This window comes from Formosa haliotis (genome assembly GCF_001685485.1).
Taxonomy (GTDB): Bacteria; Bacteroidota; Bacteroidia; order Flavobacteriales; family Flavobacteriaceae; genus Formosa; species Formosa haliotis.
Map to the genome: position 1 here is coordinate 386287 of NZ_BDEL01000001.1, position 22186 is coordinate 408472.

Below are 22186 nucleotides of genomic sequence, written 5' to 3' on the forward strand. Positions count from 1 at the left end.
TGTTGAAACTTTTTAAAAGAAGCAAATTTAAGGAAATAAATAGGTTAAACCGGTTAAATATAGACCGAAATTGTTAATACAATCATTAGGAAAATAAGCAAAATTCCAACCAAAGGCATTACAAACCGAATCCATTTATCGAAGCCTATTTTAACAATAGCTAAGGAGGCTAAAATTAAGCCGGTAGGATTTATAAACGCAAAAATTCCCATTCCAAATTGATAGGCATTTACGATAAGATCGCGACCAATACCAACCCCATCGGCTAATGGTGCCATAATAGGCATGGTTAAAACGGCCATTCCTGAAGACGATGGAATAAAAAAGGACAAGGCGCTATAAATATAAAGCATGGCATTTATAAAAATGCCTTTATTCATGCCATCGGTTAATGTGCTGGCGTAAAATAATAAGGAGTCGCTAATTAATCCGTCTTCCATTAAAACGGTAACACCTCGTGCTATACCAATTATAAAAGCTACACCTAGTAAATCGTTAGCACCTTTAATAAAAGTGTCTACAAATGTTGCTTCCTTAATTCGCGCAATACAGCCAATTAAAATGGAACCTACAAGAAATACGGTTGTCATTTCTAAAAACCACCAATCTAGTTGCGATACACCATAAATCATAACTACAAAACATAATGTAAACAAGGTTAAAATGAGTTTGTATTTAGCCGTTAAAGTGGTTGCTATATCTGATTTTTTTAACGGAAATTGCTGTTCTATAGCTTCCTTTTGGTCGAAAATTATAGATTTTGACGGATCGTTTTTTACTTTTTGTGCATAGCGGATAATGTAAACTAAGCAAATAAGAAGTCCTAAAAAGAAAACAATGAGTCGTGTTGTTAGTCCTGTAGTCCAATTTATTCCAGCAGCATCTGAAGCAATAATGGTACAAAACGGATTTACTGTAGAGGCCAATGTACCAATACAAGAACCGATATAAATACATGCTAACGCTACCATAGCATCGTATTTGGCAGCAAGAAATACGGGAATTAAAATAGGGTAGAAGGCGATTGTTTCTTCGGCCAAACCAAAAGTTGTACCGCCAATAGCAATTAAAAACGTTATCACTATAATTAATATGTATTCTCGACCATATAAGGTTTTGGCGAGTGATGATATGCCGGCTTCAAAAGCACCACTAAAATTCATAATTCCAATAAATCCACCAATAATCAATACAAAAAGAATAACATCTATTGCTTCCATTATTCCTCGAATAGGCGATTGAATAAAGGCCATAATACCTTGCGGTTTAGACGCTACAGTATAGTACGTATCCGGAATTCCTATGGGTTTCCAGATATCTCCATTTTTGAATTTTTCTATAGGAATTTTTATATTGAAATCGTCTAAAGTCTTTTGTGTAGCTGCTAAGTTTAGAGTTTCAGATTTTTTTACTTGTGTAAATGTATTGGAATCTTTATTATACGTTAAACGTTCATATTTTCCTGCAGGAATTATCCAAGTCATTACAGCAACTATGGCTGCAATAATTAATAAAACGGTTAAGGCAGTTGGGAATTTAATGGCTTTCATAAAAGTCATTTTTTATACATTATAGTTAGCGGAAAGATAATACTATTTTTAAATTTGAACTTTTAAGCAAAGAAATTATGTTGAAAATGATTGACAAAAGTTGGTTACCCTTGTTGGAACCCGAATTTAATAAACCGTATTTTAAATCGTTGTGGCATTTTGTTGAAGAAGAATATGAAACAGGAGTTTGTTATCCGCCAAAATCAGACATTTTTAATGCGTTTAATTCTTGTGCTTTCCAAGATGTTAAGGTTGTTATTTTAGGTCAGGATCCTTATCATGGGGAGGGGCAAGCTAATGGACTATGTTTTTCGGTTGCCGATGGTATTCCGCATCCACCTTCATTAAAAAATATTTTTAAAGAAATAGAAAGTGATTTAGGAACCACATATCCTGTAAGTGGTAATTTAGAACGTTGGGCAAAACAAGGGGTTTTATTATTAAATGCCACTTTAACGGTTCGAGAACATATGGCGGGAAGTCATCAAAAAAAAGGATGGGAAACTTTTACCGACCATGTCATTTCACTTATAAATTCGGAAAAAGAGGGTGTGGTTTTTTTATTATGGGGCGGATTTGCCAAGAAAAAATCAAAATTGATAGATGCGAATAAACATCACATATTAACATCAGGGCATCCTTCACCCTTAAGTGCCAATAGAGGTTATTGGTTTGGAAATAAAAATTTTAGTGCAACTAACTTCCTGTTGGCGCAAAATAAACGTCCTGTGGTTGAATGGTAGTTTCCTTTTCCATTTTTTCTACTTTTTGAATATCTAGATGTTTAGATTCAGTAGTACTATTACAACTAAATATCAGTAAAAAGATATTTAGCACAACAAGAGACGCTAATATTAACGAAATTGTAAATAGCATGTTATTCTAATCGGTTAGTTAGTTGGTTATAAGTATTTATAAACTTAACAATAAGTTAATTATTATACAAATAAATCTACTCTATTCTATAGGTGAAAATTGAGAGATTATGTGTTTAGGTTGCTGTTTTTAATTGATTTTTTATCTTACAACGTAAAATATTGCGAAATATTGTATAATATTTTAATTTAATTTTAAAATACGAGTTAAGGTATAACGAATTAATCGTTCTACTAATAATCCTGGGTCTTTACTGAATTGGCCGGTTGCGCGATTGGCGATAATAGCATTTAAAGATAGGGCACGATGACCTAAAAGTGCAGAAAGGCCATAAATTGCAGCAGTTTCCATCTCGTAATTAATGACTTTTGTGTTTTTAAAATTGAAAGTATGTATTTTATCATTTAACGCAGGATCCTCTGTATTCAATCTAAGAATGCGCCCTTGCGGACCGTAAAATCCACTTGCTGTTGCGGTAACTCCAGATTTAGTTTCTTCTGAAGTAAATACATCCTCTAACAATTTGCTATTAGGCATTAAAACCGGATACGATTTATTAGCATTCCATTGAGTATGGGTTACAAATGCCTCTTCAAAAGGTTTGTTTCTAAAATTTTCAATATTGTAAAAGTGAAGCATGCCCGAGAAATCTAATCCTGCAGCACTTAAAGCAAAAGAATCAACTGGTACTTCTTTTTGAAGAGATCCCGATGTTCCTACGCGAATAATATTTAAAGTAGTAATTTCTGTTTTTAGGGTTCGAGTTTCAAAATTAATGTTCGCTAAGGCGTCTAATTCGTTTAATACTATATCGATGTTATCGCAACCAATACCTGTAGAAATAACACTAAGTCGTTTACCCTTATATACACCAGTTTCTGTTTTGAATTCTCTTTTTTGTATGGAGTATTCTATCGTATCGAAATGCTTAGTTATTTTGGTTACTCGATCTTGATCGCCAACTAAAATAATAGTCTGGGCAATATGTTCGGGTTTTAAATTGAGATGATAAATACTACCATCTGGATTTAAAATTAATTCAGAATCTTTAATCGCCATATTTGGTAGATTTTACTAACTTATTTTCTTTTGTGCTAAAATTAAAAGCGTTCTTTTTTACGCCTCCAAAAACCATGTCATCTACTAAATCCTCTTCAAAATTAGCTTCAAAATTTAAAGCTTTAAGTCCGGCTTCATTTAAGGTTAAACTATGTTCAGATTCGGTGTAAAAAATACTTAATCGGTTTATAAGACGTTCAAATTGCAAATCGCCATATCCATAAAATCCTTGATAATTTAAACCATATCCTAATAAATGATTTTTAGAATGTATTTCGCTACAATTAATAATTTTTAGAATATTTAATTCTAACTCGTTTAAACCATTTTTAGAATTAGGAAAGCGTTGTAAATGTGCTTTTAAACAATTGCTTAAATACTCGAAAGAGGAGTTTTGTACAATATATGGTTTTATTAAATTATGATCTTTACCATTGTATAATTGCCACAAAGTTCGCGATAATTCTAAATCCTCTTTTGTTAATCTCACGCGAGATTCGTAGTGATCTGTAAGCTGGGTTGAGCTTAATTCTGAAAGGGCTTTAAGTTCGTTTATACCATGAATTCTACCACTACAAACAAGATATATAGGAAGTTTTATTTTCTTTTGAAGTAATAAATTAATTACGGCTATTAGGTTAATATGGCAAAATAAATCATATTCAAACCAGAGTATAATTTCGGTAAACTTATCGATGTTATCTAATATAGCAACGTCGTGTTTTATCTTAACAATATCGGCTTCGATTTGATAAAAGTCTTGCAAAAATTTTTGTCTTACTTCTATAAATTCATCGGAGTTTATATGTTCTATTGTAGGGCCTTCACAAAGCATTTCATGCCAAGTTAAGATGGTGCCTTCCATTTGTAGCTCGTCTAAGTAATTAGTAAGCGAACTTCCGTTTGTAATGTGTAGTGTTTGTATCCCCATAATTATCCGCCTACACGTTTAACATTAAACCCTTTGTTTTTTAATATGGTCATAATTTTATCGCGATAGTCGCCTTGTATAATTATTTTATCATCCTTAAAACTTCCACCCACACTAAGCTCTTTTTTTAAATCTTTAGCAAGTTGTTTAAAATCTTCAATCGCACCCGTATATCCCTCTAAAATGGTAATAGGTTTTCCTTTTCGTTTTTCGTATTTACAAAGAATAGGTTCGTCTTGAAGCCATAATGTAGAATCTGAATTTACAGTTTCCTCTGGTTGTTCTTCATGATCTGGAAACAAATTTTTTAGTTGATCTTTTAAATCCATAGCAAGGATACTGTTTAATTTTTTATTAGGCCTAAATCTACTAATCGTTCATGTAAATAGTCGCCAGCAGTAATATCTTCAAATTGTTTTGGGTGATTTGCATCTATACAATTTTCTAAAACATCTAATTTCATTTCACTTATAGGATGCATAAAAAATGGAATAGAATATCTAGATGTTCCCCATAATTCTTTAGGCGGATTCACCACACGGTGAATGGTAGATTTTAGTTTGTTATTGGTATGTCGCGAAAGCATATCGCCAACATTTATCATTAATTCGTCGGCTTTGGCTATGGCGTCTATCCATTCGCCAGCATTGTTTTGTACTTGTAAACCACGACCTTGAGCCCCCATTAATAAGGTAATTAAATTAATGTCGCCATGGGCGGCTGCACGCACCGCATTTTTAGGCTCAGTTTGTATTGGTGGGTAGTGTATAGGTCTTAAAATTGAATTTCCGTTATGTATATAGGCATCAAAATAAGTTTCTTCCAAATTTAAATAGAGAGCCAAAGCCCGTAGCACATATTGCGCTGTTTTTTCTAACATTTTATAGGCTTCTTTTCCAACAGTATTAAACTTCGGAAGTTCTGTTACCATCACATTTTGTGGATATTCGGCTTCGCGTTTAGGATCATCTTCTACATATTGTCCAAAATGCCAAAACTCTTTTAAATCGCCTTCCTTTTTCCCTTTAGCATGTTCCTTTCCAAAAGATGTATAGCCACGCTGACCGCCAAGACCATCAATTTCATATTTCGATTTTACAGCTTCGGGTAAATCGAAAAACTGTTTAATCTCAGAATATAAATCTGTAATCAATTGCTCGTTTAAAAAATGTCCTTTTAGGGCTACAAATCCGATGTCCTCATAAGCTTTACCGATTTGGTCTACAAATTGTTGCTTTTTTATAGGGTCGTTAGAAATAAAATCGTTTAAATCTACGCTTGGAATGCTATTCATATTTCTTGATTTTACTAAGCTTTTAATACAAATGTACAAAAAACAATGCTAGAAAATTGGATTGATTTTTAGGTAATTCGCAATTTTTTAAAGGTTTAATTGCAATATATTTTATTTATATCTGTTTGCCAATAGAATCTCTTGGTTACGTTAAAATAGAGACCCTTTTAAATCTACCTTGTTTTTGTATTACGGCTTAAGAATTTAAACGGGTAGTAAAGTAAGACATAAGGTTTTACGCAGTAAGAGTTATAATTTATGACTATAAAATGAATTAAAAACCTTAACAATTTTTAGGAATGATTTTTGCGTCTTTTAAAAATTAAAAATTAATTTTGGACAGTATTAAGTAATATATGAAGTACCTATTTCTTTTCGTAACATTTTTTATTTTTTCAAGTACAGCTTGGTCTCAAATCGATGCTCGCCAGCAATCTTCTGCCATCATACCAGCTATAGAAAGTGAAGCAGGTGAGGCGACAGAAACACATAGTTTAAATATAGAACCTTTAGAAGCACCTAGTTTAGATGAGCCAGAGGCATCTAATAAAGTGAATGGATTAACAGTAACTAAACGAGAAGATTTAAATGTAAAAGAAGAATTTTCGATGTTTAATAAAAAAACTTTCGGAAATCCTGCCGAACTTTATGAAGAACGCTTAAAAAGACAATTAAAAATGCCTGAGTCTGAAGCGGCTAATCCAGATGCTATTGGGAGTTTAGTAGATGAATATTACGGAGATTTTAAAACCAAATCTGGTAAGGTAAATGTGATTTACAGAGACCATCAAGCTTTTGATGGTGATAGGATTATGGTGCTTGTAAACGACGATATTATACAGCACAATGTGCTGTTAACAAATGGTTTTAGCGGTTTTGAATTTGAATTACAGCCAGGACTAAACAAAATAGACTTTAAAGCGTTAAACACAGGATCTTCTGGACCCAATACGGCAGAGTTTAAAGTTTTAGACGATGACGGAAATGTTATATCGGGAAATACCTGGAATCTTGCCAAAGGCGTAAAAGGCTCTATTATTATCGTAAAAGAATAAATTATAGGGTATTCTAAGTGCCTTAAAACGATAAATTACTAAAGACTTAACTATTTATTATCAATAGTTTTCCTAGTAGTTTTAATCAAATCCAAATACTTACATTATATTTGTATAGATTTGAATATATTTTAGGCTTTCTACCAAAAAAAGCAAGCCGTATTCTTATCAATAAATATAATCTTCAATTTAAAACAAATAGTAATTTATGGCTAAGTCTCAACAGACGTACAATAAAATCGAAAAAGAAAAAGCACGTCAAAAAAAGCGTGAAGAAAAATTAAAGAAAAAAGAAGCTCGTAAAGCAGAGTCTAAAGACAGTCAAGGCATACAATTTGCCTATGTAGATCAGTACGGAAATTTAACCGATACGCCACCAGATCCAGCAGATAAAATTAAAGTAGATGCAGAAGATATTGTTATTGGAATTCCTAAAAAGGACGATAGTGATATTGAGGAAGTAGATCCAATCCGTAAAGGGAAAGTATCATTTTTTGATAGCTCTAAAGGTTTCGGATTTATAATTGATGCTGAAAATTCTGAAAAATATTTCTGTCACGTTAGTGGTTTAATTGATACTATTATTGAAAACGATAAAGTTCAATTTGAATTAGAACGCGGAATGAAAGGTATGAATGCGGTACGAGTTAAGAAAATTTAACCCATCCCGCACTTTTTTATTAAAAAATCTTTCTTTTTTCAAACCAACGACCAGCTAAACTAATATTTAGTGTTAGCATATGGTAGTTTTCTTGAATAAGACCTTCAAAAACTTGACCTTTTTTTCCGTACGAATAGGCTACGTTTAACATCGATAAGCCATCGTGTCTTAACGGAATTCCTAAACCAAGATTAAGGGCATAATTTCTAATTTTTGTGTCGTTAATTTCTAAATTACCACTATCGTAATTTAGTCCGGCACGATATTGTAAGGTGTTCCAAAATTTTAAAGGGTTTGCATTCGGAGAGAATTCAACACCTAAACCCAAAATATCCTGATCAACAAAAGTACCTAGTTGATCAGTTTGATTGGTGTTTGCCCAATACTTCTTTTTGTAGTCTACAGATACATCTACTTGATCTAAAAAGCGTGTTTGTACACCAAAACCTAGCTCTAAAGGAAGTTTAAAATCGTCTATATCTTGCTCAGAGTTTATATCGCTTTCATAAAGCTGCGATACTTTTCTATCCTGAATTCCGCTTAAACTAGTTGGTAAAGTTACAACCGAACCTAAGGTTATATTTTTAATCGGGCTATACTGTATTCCGGCTCCAAATTGTAGTCCAGAATAACTATTAGCATTATAAATATTTAATACGTTTTCGCCTATATAATCGATTTCATTTTCTATAATTTGTCCGAATAAAACCGAGCCAGTTACCCCAACACTTAGGTTGTTTAGGATGGCGTAACCATAATTTAATTTTAAATCGTTTAAGCCTCCAGAACCATTAATATCGCTATAAAAGGAAGAGGTAGAGCCTTCAATATCGGTTTCCATATTAGTAACGTTATACCCCACATTTGTATAGGGAATAAGTGTTAAACTTAATCCAGATTTTTTGTTAATGGGAAATCCAAACGCCACATTAGAAAAGTTTGCAACGAGTTTAGATTCTTGTACACTGCCATCGACTTGTAAACCATATTCAGACTTAAATCCGACATCGAAAAAAAAGGTATTTAAAGGAATGCTAGACATAGAAGCCGGATTTAAATTATTAATAAATTCTGAAGAATTATTGGCTATTCCCGTATTTCCAAGGGCTGTAGATCCTCCTGTGTTGGTGGTGTTAAAGGTTCCTAAACCATAGAGCGAGTAGGGCGAACTGGATAAAGAGTTCGTTTGCGACATGGCATAAATGGAACTCAATAATCCTATGGTTGTTATTAAATATATTCTATTCATCATCGTATAAAGCGTAGGTTAGTTCTAAAGTTGTTTTTAAATCGTTTTCTGTTGAAGCTTCTCCTTCTAAAACATAGCGATCTACAGATTCATTAAATCCTTGCGATGTAATTCCGAGCGCTAAATTTGAAGCATTCACCGCATTGAGTTTTAAATCGACAAAATATTTTACGGGAATGTTGTAAGTGATTATATCTGAATCGAATTCATTTACAGATTTTATTCCGTAAACACTAGTACCAGAGTAATCTGTAAGTTGTGTAGAAATGGCTAGCGTTTGATCGATTAAGTAGATGTTGAGAGAATCTCGAATGGTTAAATTTTTGGTATTCGAATTTTGTTTTAAAGATATTTTTAAGTTGGCATCCATGATAGATCCGGAACCGTTTATGGTGTAGATGCGTTCTAGATATGGAATATTAACTTTGGTTACTAAGCCGCTACCAGCTTGTATAAAACTTAAATTATCGGCTATTTTACTTGCAACTTCATCGGTTTGTTCAACCAAAGATTTAAAATGTGTATTGTTATAATTTGTGGATATATTATGGAAGCTGTTTGATGTATTTATCGATAAATCGTAATAATAGGTTTCTGTTTCAACTTCATTTTTAATAGAATAATAAAGGCGTAATTTAGAGCTCGTTCCTATTCCTAATACCGTCGTATTGGCATCGTCTGCTTCTAACATAATACCTTGGTATTGCTGAGTTAATTCATCTAAACTAGATATATCTTTATCTTGAATCGCTTGAAATAGATTTTTCCCAAAATCTGAATTTAAAGGAATATGAATGGAGTCGGAGGATTTTGGAGTTGGGCTAAAAGTTAATTCACCTATGTGTTCGGGGTTTGTTTTAAAGCTACTGGTATTATAAAAATAATCTTCTGTAGGTGTTATGGTCTCTAAAACTTCAAAAACATTTAGTGTTTGCTTAGGAATGGTGTCGTTATAATAGTATCCCGAATAATCTAAAAGTAAGGCTACAGAATCGAATTTGGCTTCGGTATCTAAATAATATTCATAACTATATAATTGAAAATACGGACTAGCTTTAACATGTCCAAATATAGGGTCGGTATACCCACCAAGTAAATAGCGGCTTGTATTACCAGTTACAATAGAATCGAATTTATAAGTAGAAGTTGCGACAGTAAACGTATCTATATAAAATACTTTGGTTCCGTTGTTAATCCAATTTTCGCCAACTACAGCTGTAGTATCTGTTTCGCAAGACACTAAGAGTGTAACAAAACAAAAGGCTCCAAAGAGCGCTTTAAAACAAATTGAGTTCATGGTTCATTATTTTTTCAAACGAACTTACTATGGTACATCTTACAATTAAAAAGAGTTAGACCAAAACGGGCTTTATCTCTTCGAATGCGGTATAACAGTCGATTATTTTTTAAAGTAGCATTCATCGATAAAGCCACCCTGTTGGTATAGAGATTTTCATAGGCTATCTACTATATTTTCTAGAACATGACAAACCCTGTAGTTTTGAAATCGAATTTAAAAATTGATGTATACAAAAATCAAATCAACATAAACCCTTAATAAATGATTTTAAATATGATTACAAATATGATTACAAATGCTTCAAAAATATTAGTCTTAGGTGTATTAACCTTAAGTTTGTTTAATTGTTCTAGCGACGATGATGATGGCGATAGAGGAAATTGGAAACAACGATCTGTATTTGATGGTGTTCCCCGAAGTAATGTTGTTGGTTTTGTTTTAGATAATATGGGGTATATGGGAACAGGTTATGATGGTGATGATTATTTAAATGATTTCTGGGAGTATAATATTGAAGGCGATTACTGGGTGCAAAAAGCAGATTTTCCGGGTACAGCAAGAAGTTCTGCATCGGGGTTTCAAATTGATGGCACTGGATATTTGGGCATTGGTTATGACGGGACAGATGAATTAAGCGATTTTTGGTCTTATAATAAATCGTCTAATACATGGACACAAAAAGCAGATTTTATTGGTGGACCTAGACGTTCTGCAATTGCTTTTGCTGCAAATAGTACCGGATATTTAGGTACCGGTTACGACGGAGATAACGATAGAAAAGATTTTTATAAATATAACCCTACTACCGATGAGTGGTCGGAACTTGTAGGTTTTGGTGGAGAAAAGCGTCGTTTTGCAACATCGTTTACTATAGGAGACAAGGTGTATATTGGTACTGGTGTAAGTAATGGTATTTATAAAACCGATTTCTGGGAATTCGATCCTGTGACAGAAGTATTTACAAGAAAAAATGATTTAGATTACGATGACGATTATGCCATTACGAGATCGAATGCTGTAGCGTTTACTTTAGATGGATTAGGTTATGTATGCACCGGCTACAATACAGGTGTTCTAAGTTCTACTTGGGAGTATAACCCTGGAACAGATGCTTGGACACAGATTACAAGTATAGAAGCCTCTTCTCGTCAAGATGCACTTGCATTCTCTAACGGCAGCAAAGGTTTTGTGCTGTTAGGCCGAACAGGAAGTTTATATTTAGATGATAATTACGAATTGTTTCCGCAGGAAACTTATAGTGATGAAGATTAATAGATTGATTTGTTTTAATACAACGGTTATCCGTTGAGTATTTAGTTAGTTACTTAGTTTGTTTCAATCCCAAGGTATAATTTTTAAAACCTTGGGATTTTATTAAAATCTTATGAAAAAAGCCATATTAATTGTATTAGTTTTGAGCATTGTAAGTGCTGTAGGTGTTTTGTTTTTTTCGCTTAAAAATGAAAAAATATCCAAGTATAAGGCAAACATCTATACTGTTAACTCCGGTTACGGTTATAATATTAGTAAGGACAATAAAATTGTTATAAAACAAGAGGTTATACCTGCCGTGCAAAACAATCTTACATTTTGTTCAGAATCTGATGCCAAAACCATTGCCAATTTGGTCATAGAAAAACTAGAACACAAAACAAATCCGAATATTACTATTAAAGAATTAGAGTCTAATTCTATTGCCTTAAACTGTAATAATTAGATCAATAATTAAAATGAAAGGAGTACAACCAATCTTTGAAAACCTTAAAAAGGAAAGTCTGATTCATCTTGTAATTTGGGCCTTTTTTATATTTGTGTTTTTTCTTCAGATTTATTTTAATACAGGAAGATTACCGATTCCTTTTTAATTATTTTACTTGTTGGAGTAGTTGTTTTCTACATAAATTATTTAGTGTTGGTTCCTAAATTTTTATTACAAAAACAAAATTTTAAATACTTTGTGTTTGTGGCCTTGCTATTAATTTCTACCTTGTTTTTGTTGGAGTATGCGTTTCCAAGACCAGAGTTTGGTCCGAATTTACCGCGACCAAATAGGCCTGGAAATCCACCAGAATTTACAGGCTTTAAACTCGGTTTTCCTAGTTTTTTTATTATTGTTTTATTGGTGATTGGTACCGCAGTTAAAATGTATTTGGAATGGGATAATAATATACAACTACAAAAGGATATTGAAGCTCAAAAATCTTCAGCAGAATTACATTTTTTAAAAAATCAATTAAGTCCGCATTTCCTTTTTAATTCATTAAACAGTATTTATTCATTAACCAATAAAAAATCTAATGATGCGCCAGAAGCGGTTATTACCTTATCGGAACTAATGCGTTATATGCTCTATCAAGCCGATAACGACTTTGTTTTGCTTCAAGACGAATTAGATTATGTACAAAATTATTTAAAATTACAACGCTTAAGAATTGCTAATAACCAGGATGTAACGCTTCAAATTAGAGGGCCTATTGGGCAACAAAAAATAAGACCTTTACTTTTAATTCCTTTTATTGAAAATGCCTTTAAGTATGGTACCGATTATAAAGGGAATACCTTAGTGCATATTCAAATCGTAGTGAACGAATTCAATTTAAAATTTAAATGTGTGAATTTAATAGGGAACCAGAAACAAGATCCTAACAATTCGGGTATTGGTTTGCAGAACACCAAAGAGCGCTTACAATTATTATATCCTAACCAGCATACACTCGAAATTGAAGAATTAGATAATCAATTTATTGTGCAGTTAAATTTAAATGTATCCTAATGAAATGTATTATTATAGATGACGAGCCTTTAGCCATAGATGTTGTTGAATCGTATTTAAAGCAAATAGGAGGGATAGATATTGTTGCAAAATGCACAAATCCGCTTGAAGCGATTACCTTGTTGAGTAAAAAGCAAGTCGATTTGGTGTTTTTAGATATAGAAATGCCCAATTTAAGTGGTATCGACTTGGTTAAATCTATTGAAAATTTACCTCAATTTATATTTACAACGGCTTATCCGCAATATGCGTTAGACGGATTTAATTTAAACGCCACAGATTATTTAGTAAAACCCATTCCTTTTCATCGCTTTATTAAAGCAGTAGCGCGTGCAAAGGAAAAATACGAATTAGAACATATGCAAACGGCAAATGTAGTATCCTCTATAGGAACCATATCTCAACCAGAAAACAATTTTATTTTTGTTAAATCTGAATACGAAAACATCAAAATTAAAACCGACGATATCACTTATATTCAAGGCCTAAAAGATTATATTAAAATATACGACATCCATTCAAGTAAGGCTATAATAACCTTGCTTAGTTTTAAGGATATGCTAAGCAAATTACCTACTAATAATCAGTTTTTTAGAGTGCATAAATCGTTTATTGTAAATGTTAATTATATAAAGGCTTTACAAAAAACTAAAATTGTATTACAAAACGATATGCGTATTCCTATAGGTGAAACGTTTAAGAAAGATGTTCTAGAGCGTTTGGGGGTTTAATTCAGCTTTTAAATTAGAAATTTCAATGGCATTCCCAGGATTTAAATCATCTAAATATATGGCGCCAACTCGAATACGAACTAATCGTAAGGTAGGAAATCCAACCGCAGAAGTCATTTTTCTAACTTGTCTAAATTTACCTTCATTTAAAGTAATAGACACCCATGAGGTTGGTCCGTGACGTTCATCTCTTATTTTTTTTGTGCGCTCAGGAAAATTGGGTGGCGCATTCAGTTTAAAGACTTGGCAGGGTTTGGTGGTGTATTTTTTTCCAGACAAACCAATTTCTACACCTTGTTGTAATTCTGTAATTTCAGCTTCTGTAATAAGGCCATCTACTTGAGCGTAGTATTCCTTATCTACTTTAGAACTGTTTACAAAATCACTCATTTTACCATCTGTGGTTAAAAGTAATAAGCCTTCAGATTTTTCATCTAAACGACCAATAGACATCGTGCCTTCTGGGAAATCTCCAAGTTCCCCAAGTAGTTTTTTGCGGTTTTGTTTTTGTCCGTTATTAATAAACTGACTTAAATATCCGTAAGGTTTATAGATTTTAAAATGCTGATGCATAACGTTATGTGGCTGATTTTAAAATACTAAAAACCAATTCCTTTGTTAGTTTTTGTCCTTTAGACTGTTCTCGAATGACATCGAATGGAACTTTAAAATCGCATCCCGACTTAAAGGCACTACAACCATATGCCGTTTTACCCTTAACTACGGTTCCTGTTTTACATTTCGGACATGTTAATACATCTGGAACGGTGTCTGGTTTAGATGGTTCTGGCGTAGTTCTTTTAGGTTCTAACACCAATTTAAAAGCATCATCAAAACGTAGTAAACCTTCCACAGTTCCGGTTTCTGTTTTAAATCCTTTTAAATTAACTGTCGACCCTTTATGTAGTAATCTGATATATTGTTTCTCTGAAATCTTTTTATCATTAAAACTAAACGGTAACACAAAGTCGCACCCCGATTTAAATTGACTGCAACCATAAGCCGATTTTCCTTTTATTAAAGTGCCTTGTTTACATTTTGGGCAGGTTTCTGCTAAGATGCCTGCTTGTTGTTTGGCTTCAACCTTTGCAGCTTTCTTTTTAGCTGTGACGGCATGAGAAATATTGGCGCGTTTAGTTTCGCTACGCACTTCGTAAACCAATTGGTCTACCATACGTTTCATGTTTTTTATAAACGTTCCCGCGTTATACTCGCCTTTTTCTATATCCTTTAATTGTTTCTCCCAAAGCCCGGTTAATTCTGCCGATTTCAATAATTCGTTTTGTATGGTGTCAATCAGCTGTATTCCTGTTGTGGTAGGTAGAACTTGTTTTTTATTTCTAACTATGTATTTACGCTTAAATAAGGTTTCAATAATATTGGCTCTAGTAGAGGGCCTTCCAATACCATTTTCCTTCATCAATTCCCGTAAATCATCATCATCTACTTGTTTCCCTGCGGTTTCCATAGCACGTAGGAGCGAGGCTTCTGTAAACTGATTTGGCGGTTTGGTTTGCTTTTCTAAAACGAAGGTTCGTGAGGACCTTTTTCTCCTTTGGTAAACGTTGGTAAAATTCCTGTTTCTTTCTTTTCTTTTTCAGGCGATTCAAACACAACGCGCCATCCTTTTTAAGAATTTCTTTTCCTGTGGTTTTAAAATTTACTTCGGCCGCTTTACCAATAACGGTGGTGTTAGACACCGAGCAATCCTCGTAAAAAACAGCAATAAATCGTTTTACAATAATATCGTAAACTTGTTGCTGGTTGTATTGTAAATTAATTTGAATTCCCGTTGGAATAATGGCGTGGTGATCGGTTACTTTTTTATCGTTAAAAACCCGAGATGACTTCTTAATTTTCTTGCCTAATAACGGTTCGGTTAAGGGACTGTAATTCGTTAATTTTTGAAGTATGCCCGGTACTTTTGGATAAATGTCTGTTGGTAAAAAGGTGGTATCTACTCTAGGGTACGTTACTACTTTTTGCTCGTATAGCTTTTGTACTATTTTCAAGGTTTCATCTGCCGAAAAGCCAAATTTTGTATTACAATATACTTGTAATCCTGTTAAATCGAATAGTTTAGGCGCGTATTCTGTACCTTTCTTTTTGGTGATAGAAACAATTTCAAAATCGTCTTCTTTAACTTTATTGGCCAGAATTTCACCATCTTCCATTTTTAAAAACCGACCTTCTTCATAACTAAATAGTGTATCTCGGTAAAGGGTTTGTAGTTCCCAATACGGTTGCGGCTTAAAGTTTTCTATCTCTTTAAATCGGTTAACAACCATAGCCAAGGTTGGGGTTTGTACACGCCCTACAGACAATACTTGCTTATAACCACCGTGTTTTAAGGTGTATAAGCGTGTGGCATTCATACCCAAAATCCAATCGCCAATAGCGCGAGAAAACCCAGCATAATATAAATTATCGTAATTTTTAGACGGTTTTAAGTGCTCGAAGCCTTCCTTTATCGCTTCTGTGGTTAACGAAGAAATCCAAAGGCGTTGTACTTCGCCTTTATATTCTGCCTGATCTAAAACCCAACGCTGAATGAGTTCTCCTTCTTGCCCGGCATCACCACAGTTTATAACGACATCGGCTTTTTCAAATAATCCTTTTACAATTTTAAACTGTTTCTGAATACCAGAATCTGCTGTTACTTTAGTTTTAAATTTATCCGGAAGCATGGGTAAATTATTCAAATCCCAGCTTTTCCAATGTGGTTTGTAATCGTTAGGTTCGCATAAGGTACACAAATGTCCAAAAGTGTAGGTTACGGCATATCCATTGCCTTCATAATACCCATCGTGCTTCGTATTAGCACCTAATACAGATGCAATTTCTCGGGCAACACTGGGCTTTTCAGCAATACATACTTTCATTTTATTTCTTTAAATAACAGACCGCAAAATAAAACTTTTACCGAGTAAAAGGAAGTAGAGTTATCAGGAGTTATCAACGAAATTAGTCTTCAAAATTTAGGTGTTTAAGGGTTTAAAGTATAATTGCGGTTTAATAATTGTTTCTGTAAAATCAATTCTTTTCAATAAAAACAAATAAAAACACTAATTGTAATGTGTTGATTTTGAAATAATTGTCATATATTTAAAAGCCTTGCCATGTCTCCACACCCACATGTTATACTTCGTTTAATTTTTAATTTGGTAATTATGATAAAATCCACAACCACCAGAGACCTTGTATCTATTTTAATTGTATTGTTTTTCTGTGCTTCTTGCAAAGACACTCCAAAAGAATCAGATATAAAAACACCCGATCAATCTGAAGCTATTAATACATGGTTTAATGACAAGTATGAGGAACTATTACAAATGAGTCCTATTGAATTAACGTTGCAAGGTCGAAAGGATTTGTACGATCAAATTGATGATTTTAGCATTGATGCTGAAAATAAAAAATTAGCTTGGTATACTACAACTACTAAGGAACTTCAAGACACATTTGATTATGATGCTTTAAATGATGAAGATAAAATGTCTTACGACATATGGGTTTACCAGTATGAGTTATTGAAAGAAAAAAAGATGTATCAGAAAATGACTTATGTGTTTGACCAAATGACAGCAATACATACTTTTATACCCAATTTTTTAATTAATTATCATAAGGTTGATAGTATGTCAGATATGTCGGCTTATATCTCTAGGGTAGATGCAACTCAACGAATAGTAAATCAATTGCTAGAACGTGCAAAGGAACAAGCAGATTTAGGTGTGTTACCTCCGAAATTTACTTTTGAAACGGTGATTTCACAAACAGAAGGCCTTATAGATGGACAGCCTTTAATAAATGATATGAATCGGAAAATTGACACGCTTTTAGGGTCTCAATCCATAACTCTTAAGGTCGCAGACTCCCTTAAAGCAGCATCTAAAAATGTGATTAAATCCTCTTTTACTCCCGCTTATCAAGATCTATTAGCTTGGCTAAAAAGTGAAATTCCAAATACAGAAGCCACACCTACAGGGGTAAGTAGGCATACTAATGGCGCTGATTATTACAATTATATGTTAAAAGTTAGTACAACTACAGATTTAAATGCAGAAGACATTCATAAGAAAGGATTAGAAGAAGTTGCTCGAATAAGAAAAGAAATGTTAGCAATTAAAGACCAAGTGGGTTTTGAAGGTGATTTAAAAGCGTTTTTTAAATTTGTAGATAGCGATCCACAGTTTTATTTCCCTAATACAGATGAAGGGCGACAAGCCTATATCGATGAAACTAAGAAGTATTTAGATACTATAACCAACCTATTACCTAATTATTTTGGAATTCTACCTAAGGCTAAATTAATTGTAAAACGAGTAGAAGCCTTTAGAGAGCAAGATGGTGCGCCACAACATTATCATGCAGGAACTCCAGATGGTTCACGTCCAGGAGTGTATTATGTTCATCTTTCAGATATGACTTCTATGGATAAAACCACCATGGAAGGTGTAGCTTATCATGAAGGAAATCCGGGGCATCATATGCAAATTTCAATAATGCAAGAGTTGGAATCTGTCCCTAAGTTTAGAACGCAATTGTGGTTTACAGCCTATACTGAAGGTTGGGCCTTATATGCCGAAGCTTTAGCTAAAGAAATGGGTGGTTACAAAAATCCGTATTATGATTTTGGTCGTTTGGTTAATGAAATATGGAGAGCCATAAGATTAGTAGTAGATACCGGATTACATTCAAAAGGTTGGACGGAAGCCGATGCTTTTAAATATTTTAAAGAAAACTCTTCGGTTTCTGAGGGGGCAATTACTGCAGAAGTACAACGTTATATGGTGATTCCCGGCCAGGCTACAGCTTATAAAATAGGTATGTTAAAAATTCAAGAATTAAGACAAAAGGCAGAATCAGAATTAGGAAGTAAATTCGATATTAAAGCTTTTCATGATACCGTTCTTGGAGGTGGGGCGTTACCTTTAGATCTATTAGAACGAAGAGTTGATAATTGGATAGCATCACAAAAGTCAAGTAATTTATAAAGGCCTAGTGTATGTCATACTCAATGTACGCTAGGCATTTTTTATTAGGCAAAATTTCGCATTAAAACGATACATCCCACTGCAATCTAAAACGAGCACCATCGGCAAAACCATCGCCTTGATGTTCGAAATCAAAATAGGTGAGTTCTGCTGTTAATTTATTTCTGTGACCGCCTTTAAAAAACCAATTACAGGCAATTACAAATTCTTCTTCGCCTGCATTAATATTTTCGATGTTTGGCTTATAATAGGAATATCTCCCGGCGATTTCCAAGGGTTTAGGAAACTTTTTCCAAATGCTGTGAAAAAAGTATCCTGCCTGAAAATAAGCACCCTTTAGTTTCGTAGTTTGTTGGTTAACATGGTCGAAAATTTCTTTAGCATGAAATTCGTTCTGCCAAGATAAACCACGATACATAAAGGCGGTTTCTATAAGTTGTTGGTTAACGCGATATTGTCCGTCTACGCCCTCTTCGAATCCATAAAGTTGACCACCACCAGCTTGAGAGAATCGGGTGTAAGGACTTCGGTTTGTAGCGGCAGCAACAGCAATAATTCCTGTAAATTCATCGTGATTATCAAGATCTGATCCCGAAAAACCTAATTCTCGTCCAAACAAATTATATTGTAATCGCCCTACATACATTAAATGATCGTCGTCGTTTTGGGTAGCCCCTCGGCCCATTCCTGTTAGCACGGAAAAATTATAAGTAAAATCTGCATATTTGTGCAGAGGTAGTCTTCCAAAAAACTCAACCCCTTGTTGTCTGTCTATAGTAAAGGGACGTGTTAATATAGAACGATCTACTGTTTGTTGTTTCCCAGAAGAAATAACACGTTCTCTGTTGTAATAGGTTTTCCATTGTCCCGCTTTAATCTTGAAGAATGAATATTTTTCAAGCATTATTCTAAAATCCAATAAATTACCTTGAGCCAATTCATATTCCCAATAGTATTTTAACCACGATTTATAAGCGTGTCCTCCAACCTTTAAACGGGCTCGGTTTATTTTAAAAACGGTTTCGTTTTCATCGTAAACCTCATCGTAAGTCACCGGACTTTGATCGCTAGGCGTGGCAAATCGGAATTGAAATCGGGATTCAATATGTATTAAATAATTATTATCTGCGGTGCTAAAAGCAAATCCTTTATCGGTATATTTTATATTGACTTTAAGCCCTTTAACAGAATCTGCATTTTTAGTTGAAATGGTGTCTTGTTGTGCATAACCAAAAGAGGTCGACAAAAGCGAACATAAAAAAGCCAGAAATAATAGGTGGTTGGTTTGTTGTTTCATAAATGGACGAATAGACAACACGAATTTACGTAACTCTTTTTTATTTGAAAGTATTTATGTTTTTGAAATTAAAAAGTAACCTAATATTAATTTAGAAATCAAATACAAAAAACAATTTTACAAGCTTGTTAAGGCTATATTATTGGTATTGGTTTATAGGTGTAAGTTGTTGTAGATAATGATATTAGACTGAATTAATGAAAATCAATAGTTTAAATTTTTATTTTTCAGAAAACTTTAATCTTAAGGCTTTGTTATGCGCCGTTTTGTACCAAATAAAGAACACATTAGCACTCAAGGTACAACCAAACATGGCTATGGCAATTGGCATTAAATCGTTGGTATGAAATAGAGCGATTAAGGTACCTAACGCAAATCCTAATAAAAATCTAGTGATACCAATAGCAGCATTGGCAGAACCACTTAACTCTGGACGTAAACCTAAAATTAGTGCTGCTCCGTTACCGAAAATTAAACCAAGACTACCTATAAACAATACTATAAGTACAAACACATTCCAAAGGTTTGCCATATTAAACTGCACGATAAGGTATAGCAAGAATCCTGCAATACATTGAATAATTAAACCTGTTTGTAAAAGTGTTTGTGCGTGGTATCTTTTCAATAAAAACGTATTGGAAAAAGAAAAGATGATATTAAGGACAATATTTGCTCCAAAAAAGATGGAGAAATAGGATGCTTTTACCTTAAAATATTCCAAATAAATAAATGAGGCACTGGTTATAAATACGAATAAACCAGAAAAAGATAAGCTAACAGCCAATAATAATAAAACAGAAGTTTTATCTAAAAAGAATAATTTATACTTTTCAAAAAATTGATTTAAGGTAATTTTTTTCGTGATATATTCGGGTTTACGCGACTCTGGTATGCATAAACTAAAACTTGTAAAAAGCACCAGTGCAAACAGGGCCATAAAATAAAATACTGTGGTCCAATTCCCGTAATGTATTAATACCGAACCTAAAATAGGAGCAATTAAAGGTGCTAACATGGTAATCATAGAAGTAATGGTAATTAGTCGTGCCACTTGTTCTTCTTTATACCAGTCTTTAATAAACAAGTTAGAAGTTACAGTTGCAAATCCACCACCAAAAGCTTGTGTAAATCGCAATAACAAAATTAAATCTATAGAGGAACAAAACGGAATACTTAAAGCCGATAGGCCATATAATACAACTCCTAACATGGCGATATATTTTCTACCAAAGGCATCAGATAAAGGTCCTCCAAAAAAGTTCCCAACAGCAAACCCTAAAAAGTATAGCGTTACGGTGAGTTCGACCACGTGGATACTGATTCCAAAATAAGTAGCCATATCGGGCATGGCAGCCAAATAAGAATCTGTGGCAAAAGGGGATAAGGTGCTTAATGCAGCCAAAAATAAACTAACAATACCTATTTTATTAATATTGACGTGAAGCGTCTTCATATTCTTTTTTGTGCAAAGGTAGGAGAGGCAAACGGACATTTAACAATTAAAAATAAAGTAAAAATGATACTTTTTAAGGTTGTTTTCTGTAGGCTAGAGGGGTTTGGTTTTCGTTATTTTTAAAGAATTTTATAAAATTAGTGGCTTCATCAAATCCCATTTGATGCGCAATGGCTTCGACAGATAACGAAGTTTGAATTAATAGGGATTTAGCTCTCAGCATTTGATAATTCGAAAGTATTTTTTTAGCCGTTAAACCAGTAGCACGCTTTACGCATTCCGATAAATATATGGGGCTAATATTTAATTGATTAGCGTATTCTGAAATAGAATTATACCCCTCGTCTTCTTGAAGAATTAACTCTTCAAATCTAATCGTGATTTCTTCGTAACGCTTTAATCTTAAATTGGCTGAATTGTCTTTTAAAATCCGTTTCAGATAATTTAAAAGAATGATGAGATAGCCTTGAATAATTTCGAAACTTTGTGCGTCGTGATGTTCATGTTCCGTATAAATATGTTCTAAAATAGACTTTACATAAGCCTGCTCATTGACATTTAATTTATAGGCAGGTTGAGACTTTAACTTAAAAAATGAAAATTCGTGCTGTATGTTATACTGATGTTTTTGAGGCGAAAAAAAATTGGAATCAAACAGAATAGATACACCTATGGGCTGAGTTTTCCTATTTATGGAAAGCGATTGCATTGGCGATGTAAAGGTTATTGTATTATTTAAATCCTGTATAGTAGTATGTCCAATTTGAACTTTATTGCTATTTTCTTCAAAGAACGAGATTTCGAAAAACCGTTTAAAATGAGGAAAAGTAGCTTGGTGTATTCCGTAATTAATCTCGTCGAATTTGAATATAAAAAAGTCAGGGAAGACCATTTTACGCGATATCTTTAAAGCCGCTAAAAGTTCTTCTATAGAATTAAATACATTCATTTAAGCATGTG

20 protein-coding genes and 1 pseudogene are annotated in these 22186 nt (G+C 33.4%); 8 read left to right on the forward strand and 13 right to left on the reverse strand.

Going from position 1 to position 22186, the window contains the following annotated elements:
- Nucleotides 1–53: 53 nt before the first annotated feature.
- The gene (locus A9D35_RS01565) at nucleotides 54–1550 is read right to left on the reverse strand and encodes a YfcC family protein (RefSeq protein WP_066218082.1); all 1497 of its coding nucleotides are present in this window, start codon (nucleotides 1548–1550) and stop codon (nucleotides 54–56) included.
- A 77-nt stretch (nucleotides 1551–1627) separates the two neighbouring features.
- Between A9D35_RS01565 and ung the strand changes: the two genes are divergently transcribed.
- The gene (ung, locus tag A9D35_RS01570) at nucleotides 1628–2293 is read left to right on the forward strand and encodes a uracil-DNA glycosylase (RefSeq protein ID WP_066218084.1); all 666 of its coding nucleotides are present in this window, start codon (nucleotides 1628–1630) and stop codon (nucleotides 2291–2293) included.
- Between the two features lie 316 nt (nucleotides 2294–2609).
- On the opposite strand, the gene A9D35_RS01575 is transcribed toward ung, so the two are convergent.
- From A9D35_RS01575 to A9D35_RS01590, 4 genes are read right to left on the reverse strand one after another with little or no spacing between them, the layout of a single operon-like run.
- The gene (locus tag A9D35_RS01575; protein WP_066218087.1) at nucleotides 2610–3485 is read right to left on the reverse strand and encodes a nucleoside phosphorylase; all 876 of its coding nucleotides are present in this window, start codon (nucleotides 3483–3485) and stop codon (nucleotides 2610–2612) included.
- On the reverse strand, nucleotides 3475–4416 hold the full coding sequence (locus A9D35_RS01580) for a DUF1835 domain-containing protein (RefSeq protein ID WP_066218090.1): 942 nt from the start codon (nucleotides 4414–4416) through the stop codon (nucleotides 3475–3477). Before A9D35_RS01580 ends, A9D35_RS01575 begins: the two co-directional genes overlap by 11 nt.
- 2 nt (nucleotides 4417–4418) lie before the next feature.
- On the reverse strand, nucleotides 4419–4745 hold the full coding sequence (locus A9D35_RS01585; protein ID WP_066218093.1) for a translation initiation factor: 327 nt from the start codon (nucleotides 4743–4745) through the stop codon (nucleotides 4419–4421).
- A gap of 14 nt (nucleotides 4746–4759) precedes the next feature.
- Nucleotides 4760–5710, reverse strand: a complete 951-nt coding sequence (locus tag A9D35_RS01590; RefSeq protein WP_066218095.1) for an isopenicillin N synthase family dioxygenase — start codon at nucleotides 5708–5710, stop codon at nucleotides 4760–4762.
- A gap of 356 nt (nucleotides 5711–6066) precedes the next feature.
- On the opposite strand from A9D35_RS01590, the gene A9D35_RS01595 reads away from it, so the two are divergent.
- On the forward strand, nucleotides 6067–6765 hold the full coding sequence (locus tag A9D35_RS01595; protein ID WP_066218098.1) for a hypothetical protein: 699 nt from the start codon (nucleotides 6067–6069) through the stop codon (nucleotides 6763–6765).
- Between the two features lie 208 nt (nucleotides 6766–6973).
- Nucleotides 6974–7426 carry a cold-shock protein gene (locus tag A9D35_RS01600; protein WP_066218100.1) on the forward strand — a complete coding sequence of 151 codons (453 nt, stop codon included), beginning with the start codon at nucleotides 6974–6976 and terminating at the stop codon, nucleotides 7424–7426.
- A 19-nt stretch (nucleotides 7427–7445) separates the two neighbouring features.
- Here the strand turns inward: A9D35_RS01600 and bamG are convergent, their stop codons facing one another.
- Together bamG and A9D35_RS01610 are read right to left on the reverse strand one after the other, a co-directional pair.
- Entirely contained in the window at nucleotides 7446–8678 is a 1233-nt protein-coding gene (bamG, locus tag A9D35_RS01605; RefSeq protein WP_141675454.1) for a BamG family beta-barrel-assembly machinery protein, read from the reverse strand.
- Nucleotides 8668–9972, reverse strand: a complete 1305-nt coding sequence (locus tag A9D35_RS01610) for a DUF4270 family protein (protein WP_066218106.1) — start codon at nucleotides 9970–9972, stop codon at nucleotides 8668–8670. Before A9D35_RS01610 ends, bamG begins: the two co-directional genes overlap by 11 nt.
- Nucleotides 9973–10236: 264 nt before the next feature.
- Here A9D35_RS01610 and A9D35_RS01615 point away from each other — a divergent pair, with 264 nt between their 5' ends.
- The 4 genes from A9D35_RS01615 to A9D35_RS01630 all read left to right on the forward strand — a co-directional run bounded on the left by A9D35_RS01615 (nucleotide 10237) and on the right by A9D35_RS01630 (nucleotide 13479).
- Entirely contained in the window at nucleotides 10237–11247 is a 1011-nt protein-coding gene (locus tag A9D35_RS01615) for a Kelch repeat-containing protein (RefSeq protein ID WP_083191579.1), read from the forward strand.
- A 112-nt stretch (nucleotides 11248–11359) separates the two neighbouring features.
- Nucleotides 11360–11692 (forward strand): DUF4907 domain-containing protein, encoded by a 333-nt coding sequence (locus tag A9D35_RS01620; protein ID WP_066218109.1) that lies wholly within the window; start codon nucleotides 11360–11362, stop codon nucleotides 11690–11692.
- A gap of 246 nt (nucleotides 11693–11938) precedes the next feature.
- Nucleotides 11939–12748, forward strand: a complete 810-nt coding sequence (locus A9D35_RS01625; protein ID WP_141675455.1) for a sensor histidine kinase — start codon at nucleotides 11939–11941, stop codon at nucleotides 12746–12748.
- Nucleotides 12748–13479 carry a LytR/AlgR family response regulator transcription factor gene (locus A9D35_RS01630; protein ID WP_066218112.1) on the forward strand — a complete coding sequence of 244 codons (732 nt, stop codon included), beginning with the start codon at nucleotides 12748–12750 and terminating at the stop codon, nucleotides 13477–13479. Before A9D35_RS01625 ends, A9D35_RS01630 begins: the two co-directional genes overlap by 1 nt.
- Here the strand turns inward: A9D35_RS01630 and A9D35_RS01635 are convergent.
- The 3 genes and pseudogenes from A9D35_RS01635 to A9D35_RS19370 all read right to left on the reverse strand — a co-directional run bounded on the left by A9D35_RS01635 (nucleotide 13459) and on the right by A9D35_RS19370 (nucleotide 16361).
- On the reverse strand, nucleotides 13459–14052 hold the full coding sequence (locus A9D35_RS01635; protein WP_066218115.1) for a pseudouridine synthase: 594 nt from the start codon (nucleotides 14050–14052) through the stop codon (nucleotides 13459–13461). The genes A9D35_RS01630 and A9D35_RS01635 overlap by 21 nt on opposite strands.
- A 4-nt stretch (nucleotides 14053–14056) precedes the next feature.
- Nucleotides 14057–14953, reverse strand: a pseudogene (locus tag A9D35_RS19365) (topoisomerase C-terminal repeat-containing protein); the annotation flags it as partial.
- Nucleotides 14919–16361 (reverse strand): DNA topoisomerase, encoded by a 1443-nt coding sequence (locus tag A9D35_RS19370; RefSeq protein WP_262487472.1) that lies wholly within the window; start codon nucleotides 16359–16361, stop codon nucleotides 14919–14921. The gene A9D35_RS19370 and the pseudogene A9D35_RS19365, both read right to left, overlap by 35 nt.
- A 288-nt stretch (nucleotides 16362–16649) precedes the next feature.
- On the opposite strand from A9D35_RS19370, the gene A9D35_RS01645 reads away from it, so the two are divergent.
- The gene (locus tag A9D35_RS01645; RefSeq protein ID WP_066225690.1) at nucleotides 16650–18476 is read left to right on the forward strand and encodes a DUF885 domain-containing protein; all 1827 of its coding nucleotides are present in this window, start codon (nucleotides 16650–16652) and stop codon (nucleotides 18474–18476) included.
- A 61-nt stretch (nucleotides 18477–18537) separates the two neighbouring features.
- Here A9D35_RS01645 and A9D35_RS01650 read toward each other — a convergent pair whose 3' ends face one another.
- From A9D35_RS01650 to A9D35_RS01660, 3 genes are all read right to left on the reverse strand, one after another.
- Nucleotides 18538–19773, reverse strand: coding sequence for a porin (locus tag A9D35_RS01650; RefSeq protein ID WP_066218118.1), 1236 nt, complete (start codon nucleotides 19771–19773; stop codon nucleotides 18538–18540).
- A 220-nt stretch (nucleotides 19774–19993) separates the two neighbouring features.
- Nucleotides 19994–21226 (reverse strand): multidrug effflux MFS transporter, encoded by a 1233-nt coding sequence (locus tag A9D35_RS01655; RefSeq protein ID WP_066218119.1) that lies wholly within the window; start codon nucleotides 21224–21226, stop codon nucleotides 19994–19996.
- A 73-nt stretch (nucleotides 21227–21299) separates the two neighbouring features.
- Nucleotides 21300–22175 carry a helix-turn-helix domain-containing protein gene (locus A9D35_RS01660; RefSeq protein WP_066218121.1) on the reverse strand — a complete coding sequence of 292 codons (876 nt, stop codon included), beginning with the start codon at nucleotides 22173–22175 and terminating at the stop codon, nucleotides 21300–21302.
- Between the last annotated feature and the right edge of the window lie 11 nt (nucleotides 22176–22186).

What these genes read in the sequence shown, in the direction of transcription:
- A9D35_RS01565 (WP_066218082.1), bottom strand. Translation starts at nt 1,550, where the DNA reads ATGAAAGCCATTAAATTCCCAACTGCCTTAACCGTTTTATTAATTATT.
- ung (WP_066218084.1), top strand. Translation starts at nt 1,628, where the DNA reads ATGTTGAAAATGATTGACAAAAGTTGGTTACCCTTGTTGGAACCCGAA.
- A9D35_RS01575 (WP_066218087.1), bottom strand. Translation starts at nt 3,485, where the DNA reads ATGGCGATTAAAGATTCTGAATTAATTTTAAATCCAGATGGTAGTATT.
- A9D35_RS01580 (WP_066218090.1), bottom strand. Translation starts at nt 4,416, where the DNA reads ATGGGGATACAAACACTACACATTACAAACGGAAGTTCGCTTACTAAT.
- A9D35_RS01585 (WP_066218093.1), bottom strand. Translation starts at nt 4,745, where the DNA reads ATGGATTTAAAAGATCAACTAAAAAATTTGTTTCCAGATCATGAAGAA.
- A9D35_RS01590 (WP_066218095.1), bottom strand. Translation starts at nt 5,710, where the DNA reads ATGAATAGCATTCCAAGCGTAGATTTAAACGATTTTATTTCTAACGAC.
- A9D35_RS01595 (WP_066218098.1), top strand. Translation starts at nt 6,067, where the DNA reads ATGAAGTACCTATTTCTTTTCGTAACATTTTTTATTTTTTCAAGTACA.
- A9D35_RS01600 (WP_066218100.1), top strand. Translation starts at nt 6,974, where the DNA reads ATGGCTAAGTCTCAACAGACGTACAATAAAATCGAAAAAGAAAAAGCA.
- bamG (WP_141675454.1), bottom strand. Translation starts at nt 8,678, where the DNA reads ATGATGAATAGAATATATTTAATAACAACCATAGGATTATTGAGTTCC.
- A9D35_RS01610 (WP_066218106.1), bottom strand. Translation starts at nt 9,972, where the DNA reads ATGAACTCAATTTGTTTTAAAGCGCTCTTTGGAGCCTTTTGTTTTGTT.
- A9D35_RS01615 (WP_083191579.1), top strand. Translation starts at nt 10,237, where the DNA reads ATGATTTTAAATATGATTACAAATATGATTACAAATGCTTCAAAAATA.
- A9D35_RS01620 (WP_066218109.1), top strand. Translation starts at nt 11,360, where the DNA reads ATGAAAAAAGCCATATTAATTGTATTAGTTTTGAGCATTGTAAGTGCT.
- A9D35_RS01630 (WP_066218112.1), top strand. Translation starts at nt 12,748, where the DNA reads ATGAAATGTATTATTATAGATGACGAGCCTTTAGCCATAGATGTTGTT.
- A9D35_RS01635 (WP_066218115.1), bottom strand. Translation starts at nt 14,052, where the DNA reads ATGCATCAGCATTTTAAAATCTATAAACCTTACGGATATTTAAGTCAG.
- A9D35_RS19370 (WP_262487472.1), bottom strand. Translation starts at nt 16,361, where the DNA reads ATGAAAGTATGTATTGCTGAAAAGCCCAGTGTTGCCCGAGAAATTGCA.
- A9D35_RS01645 (WP_066225690.1), top strand. Translation starts at nt 16,650, where the DNA reads ATGATAAAATCCACAACCACCAGAGACCTTGTATCTATTTTAATTGTA.
- A9D35_RS01650 (WP_066218118.1), bottom strand. Translation starts at nt 19,773, where the DNA reads ATGAAACAACAAACCAACCACCTATTATTTCTGGCTTTTTTATGTTCG.
- A9D35_RS01655 (WP_066218119.1), bottom strand. Translation starts at nt 21,226, where the DNA reads ATGAAGACGCTTCACGTCAATATTAATAAAATAGGTATTGTTAGTTTA.
- A9D35_RS01660 (WP_066218121.1), bottom strand. Translation starts at nt 22,175, where the DNA reads ATGAATGTATTTAATTCTATAGAAGAACTTTTAGCGGCTTTAAAGATA.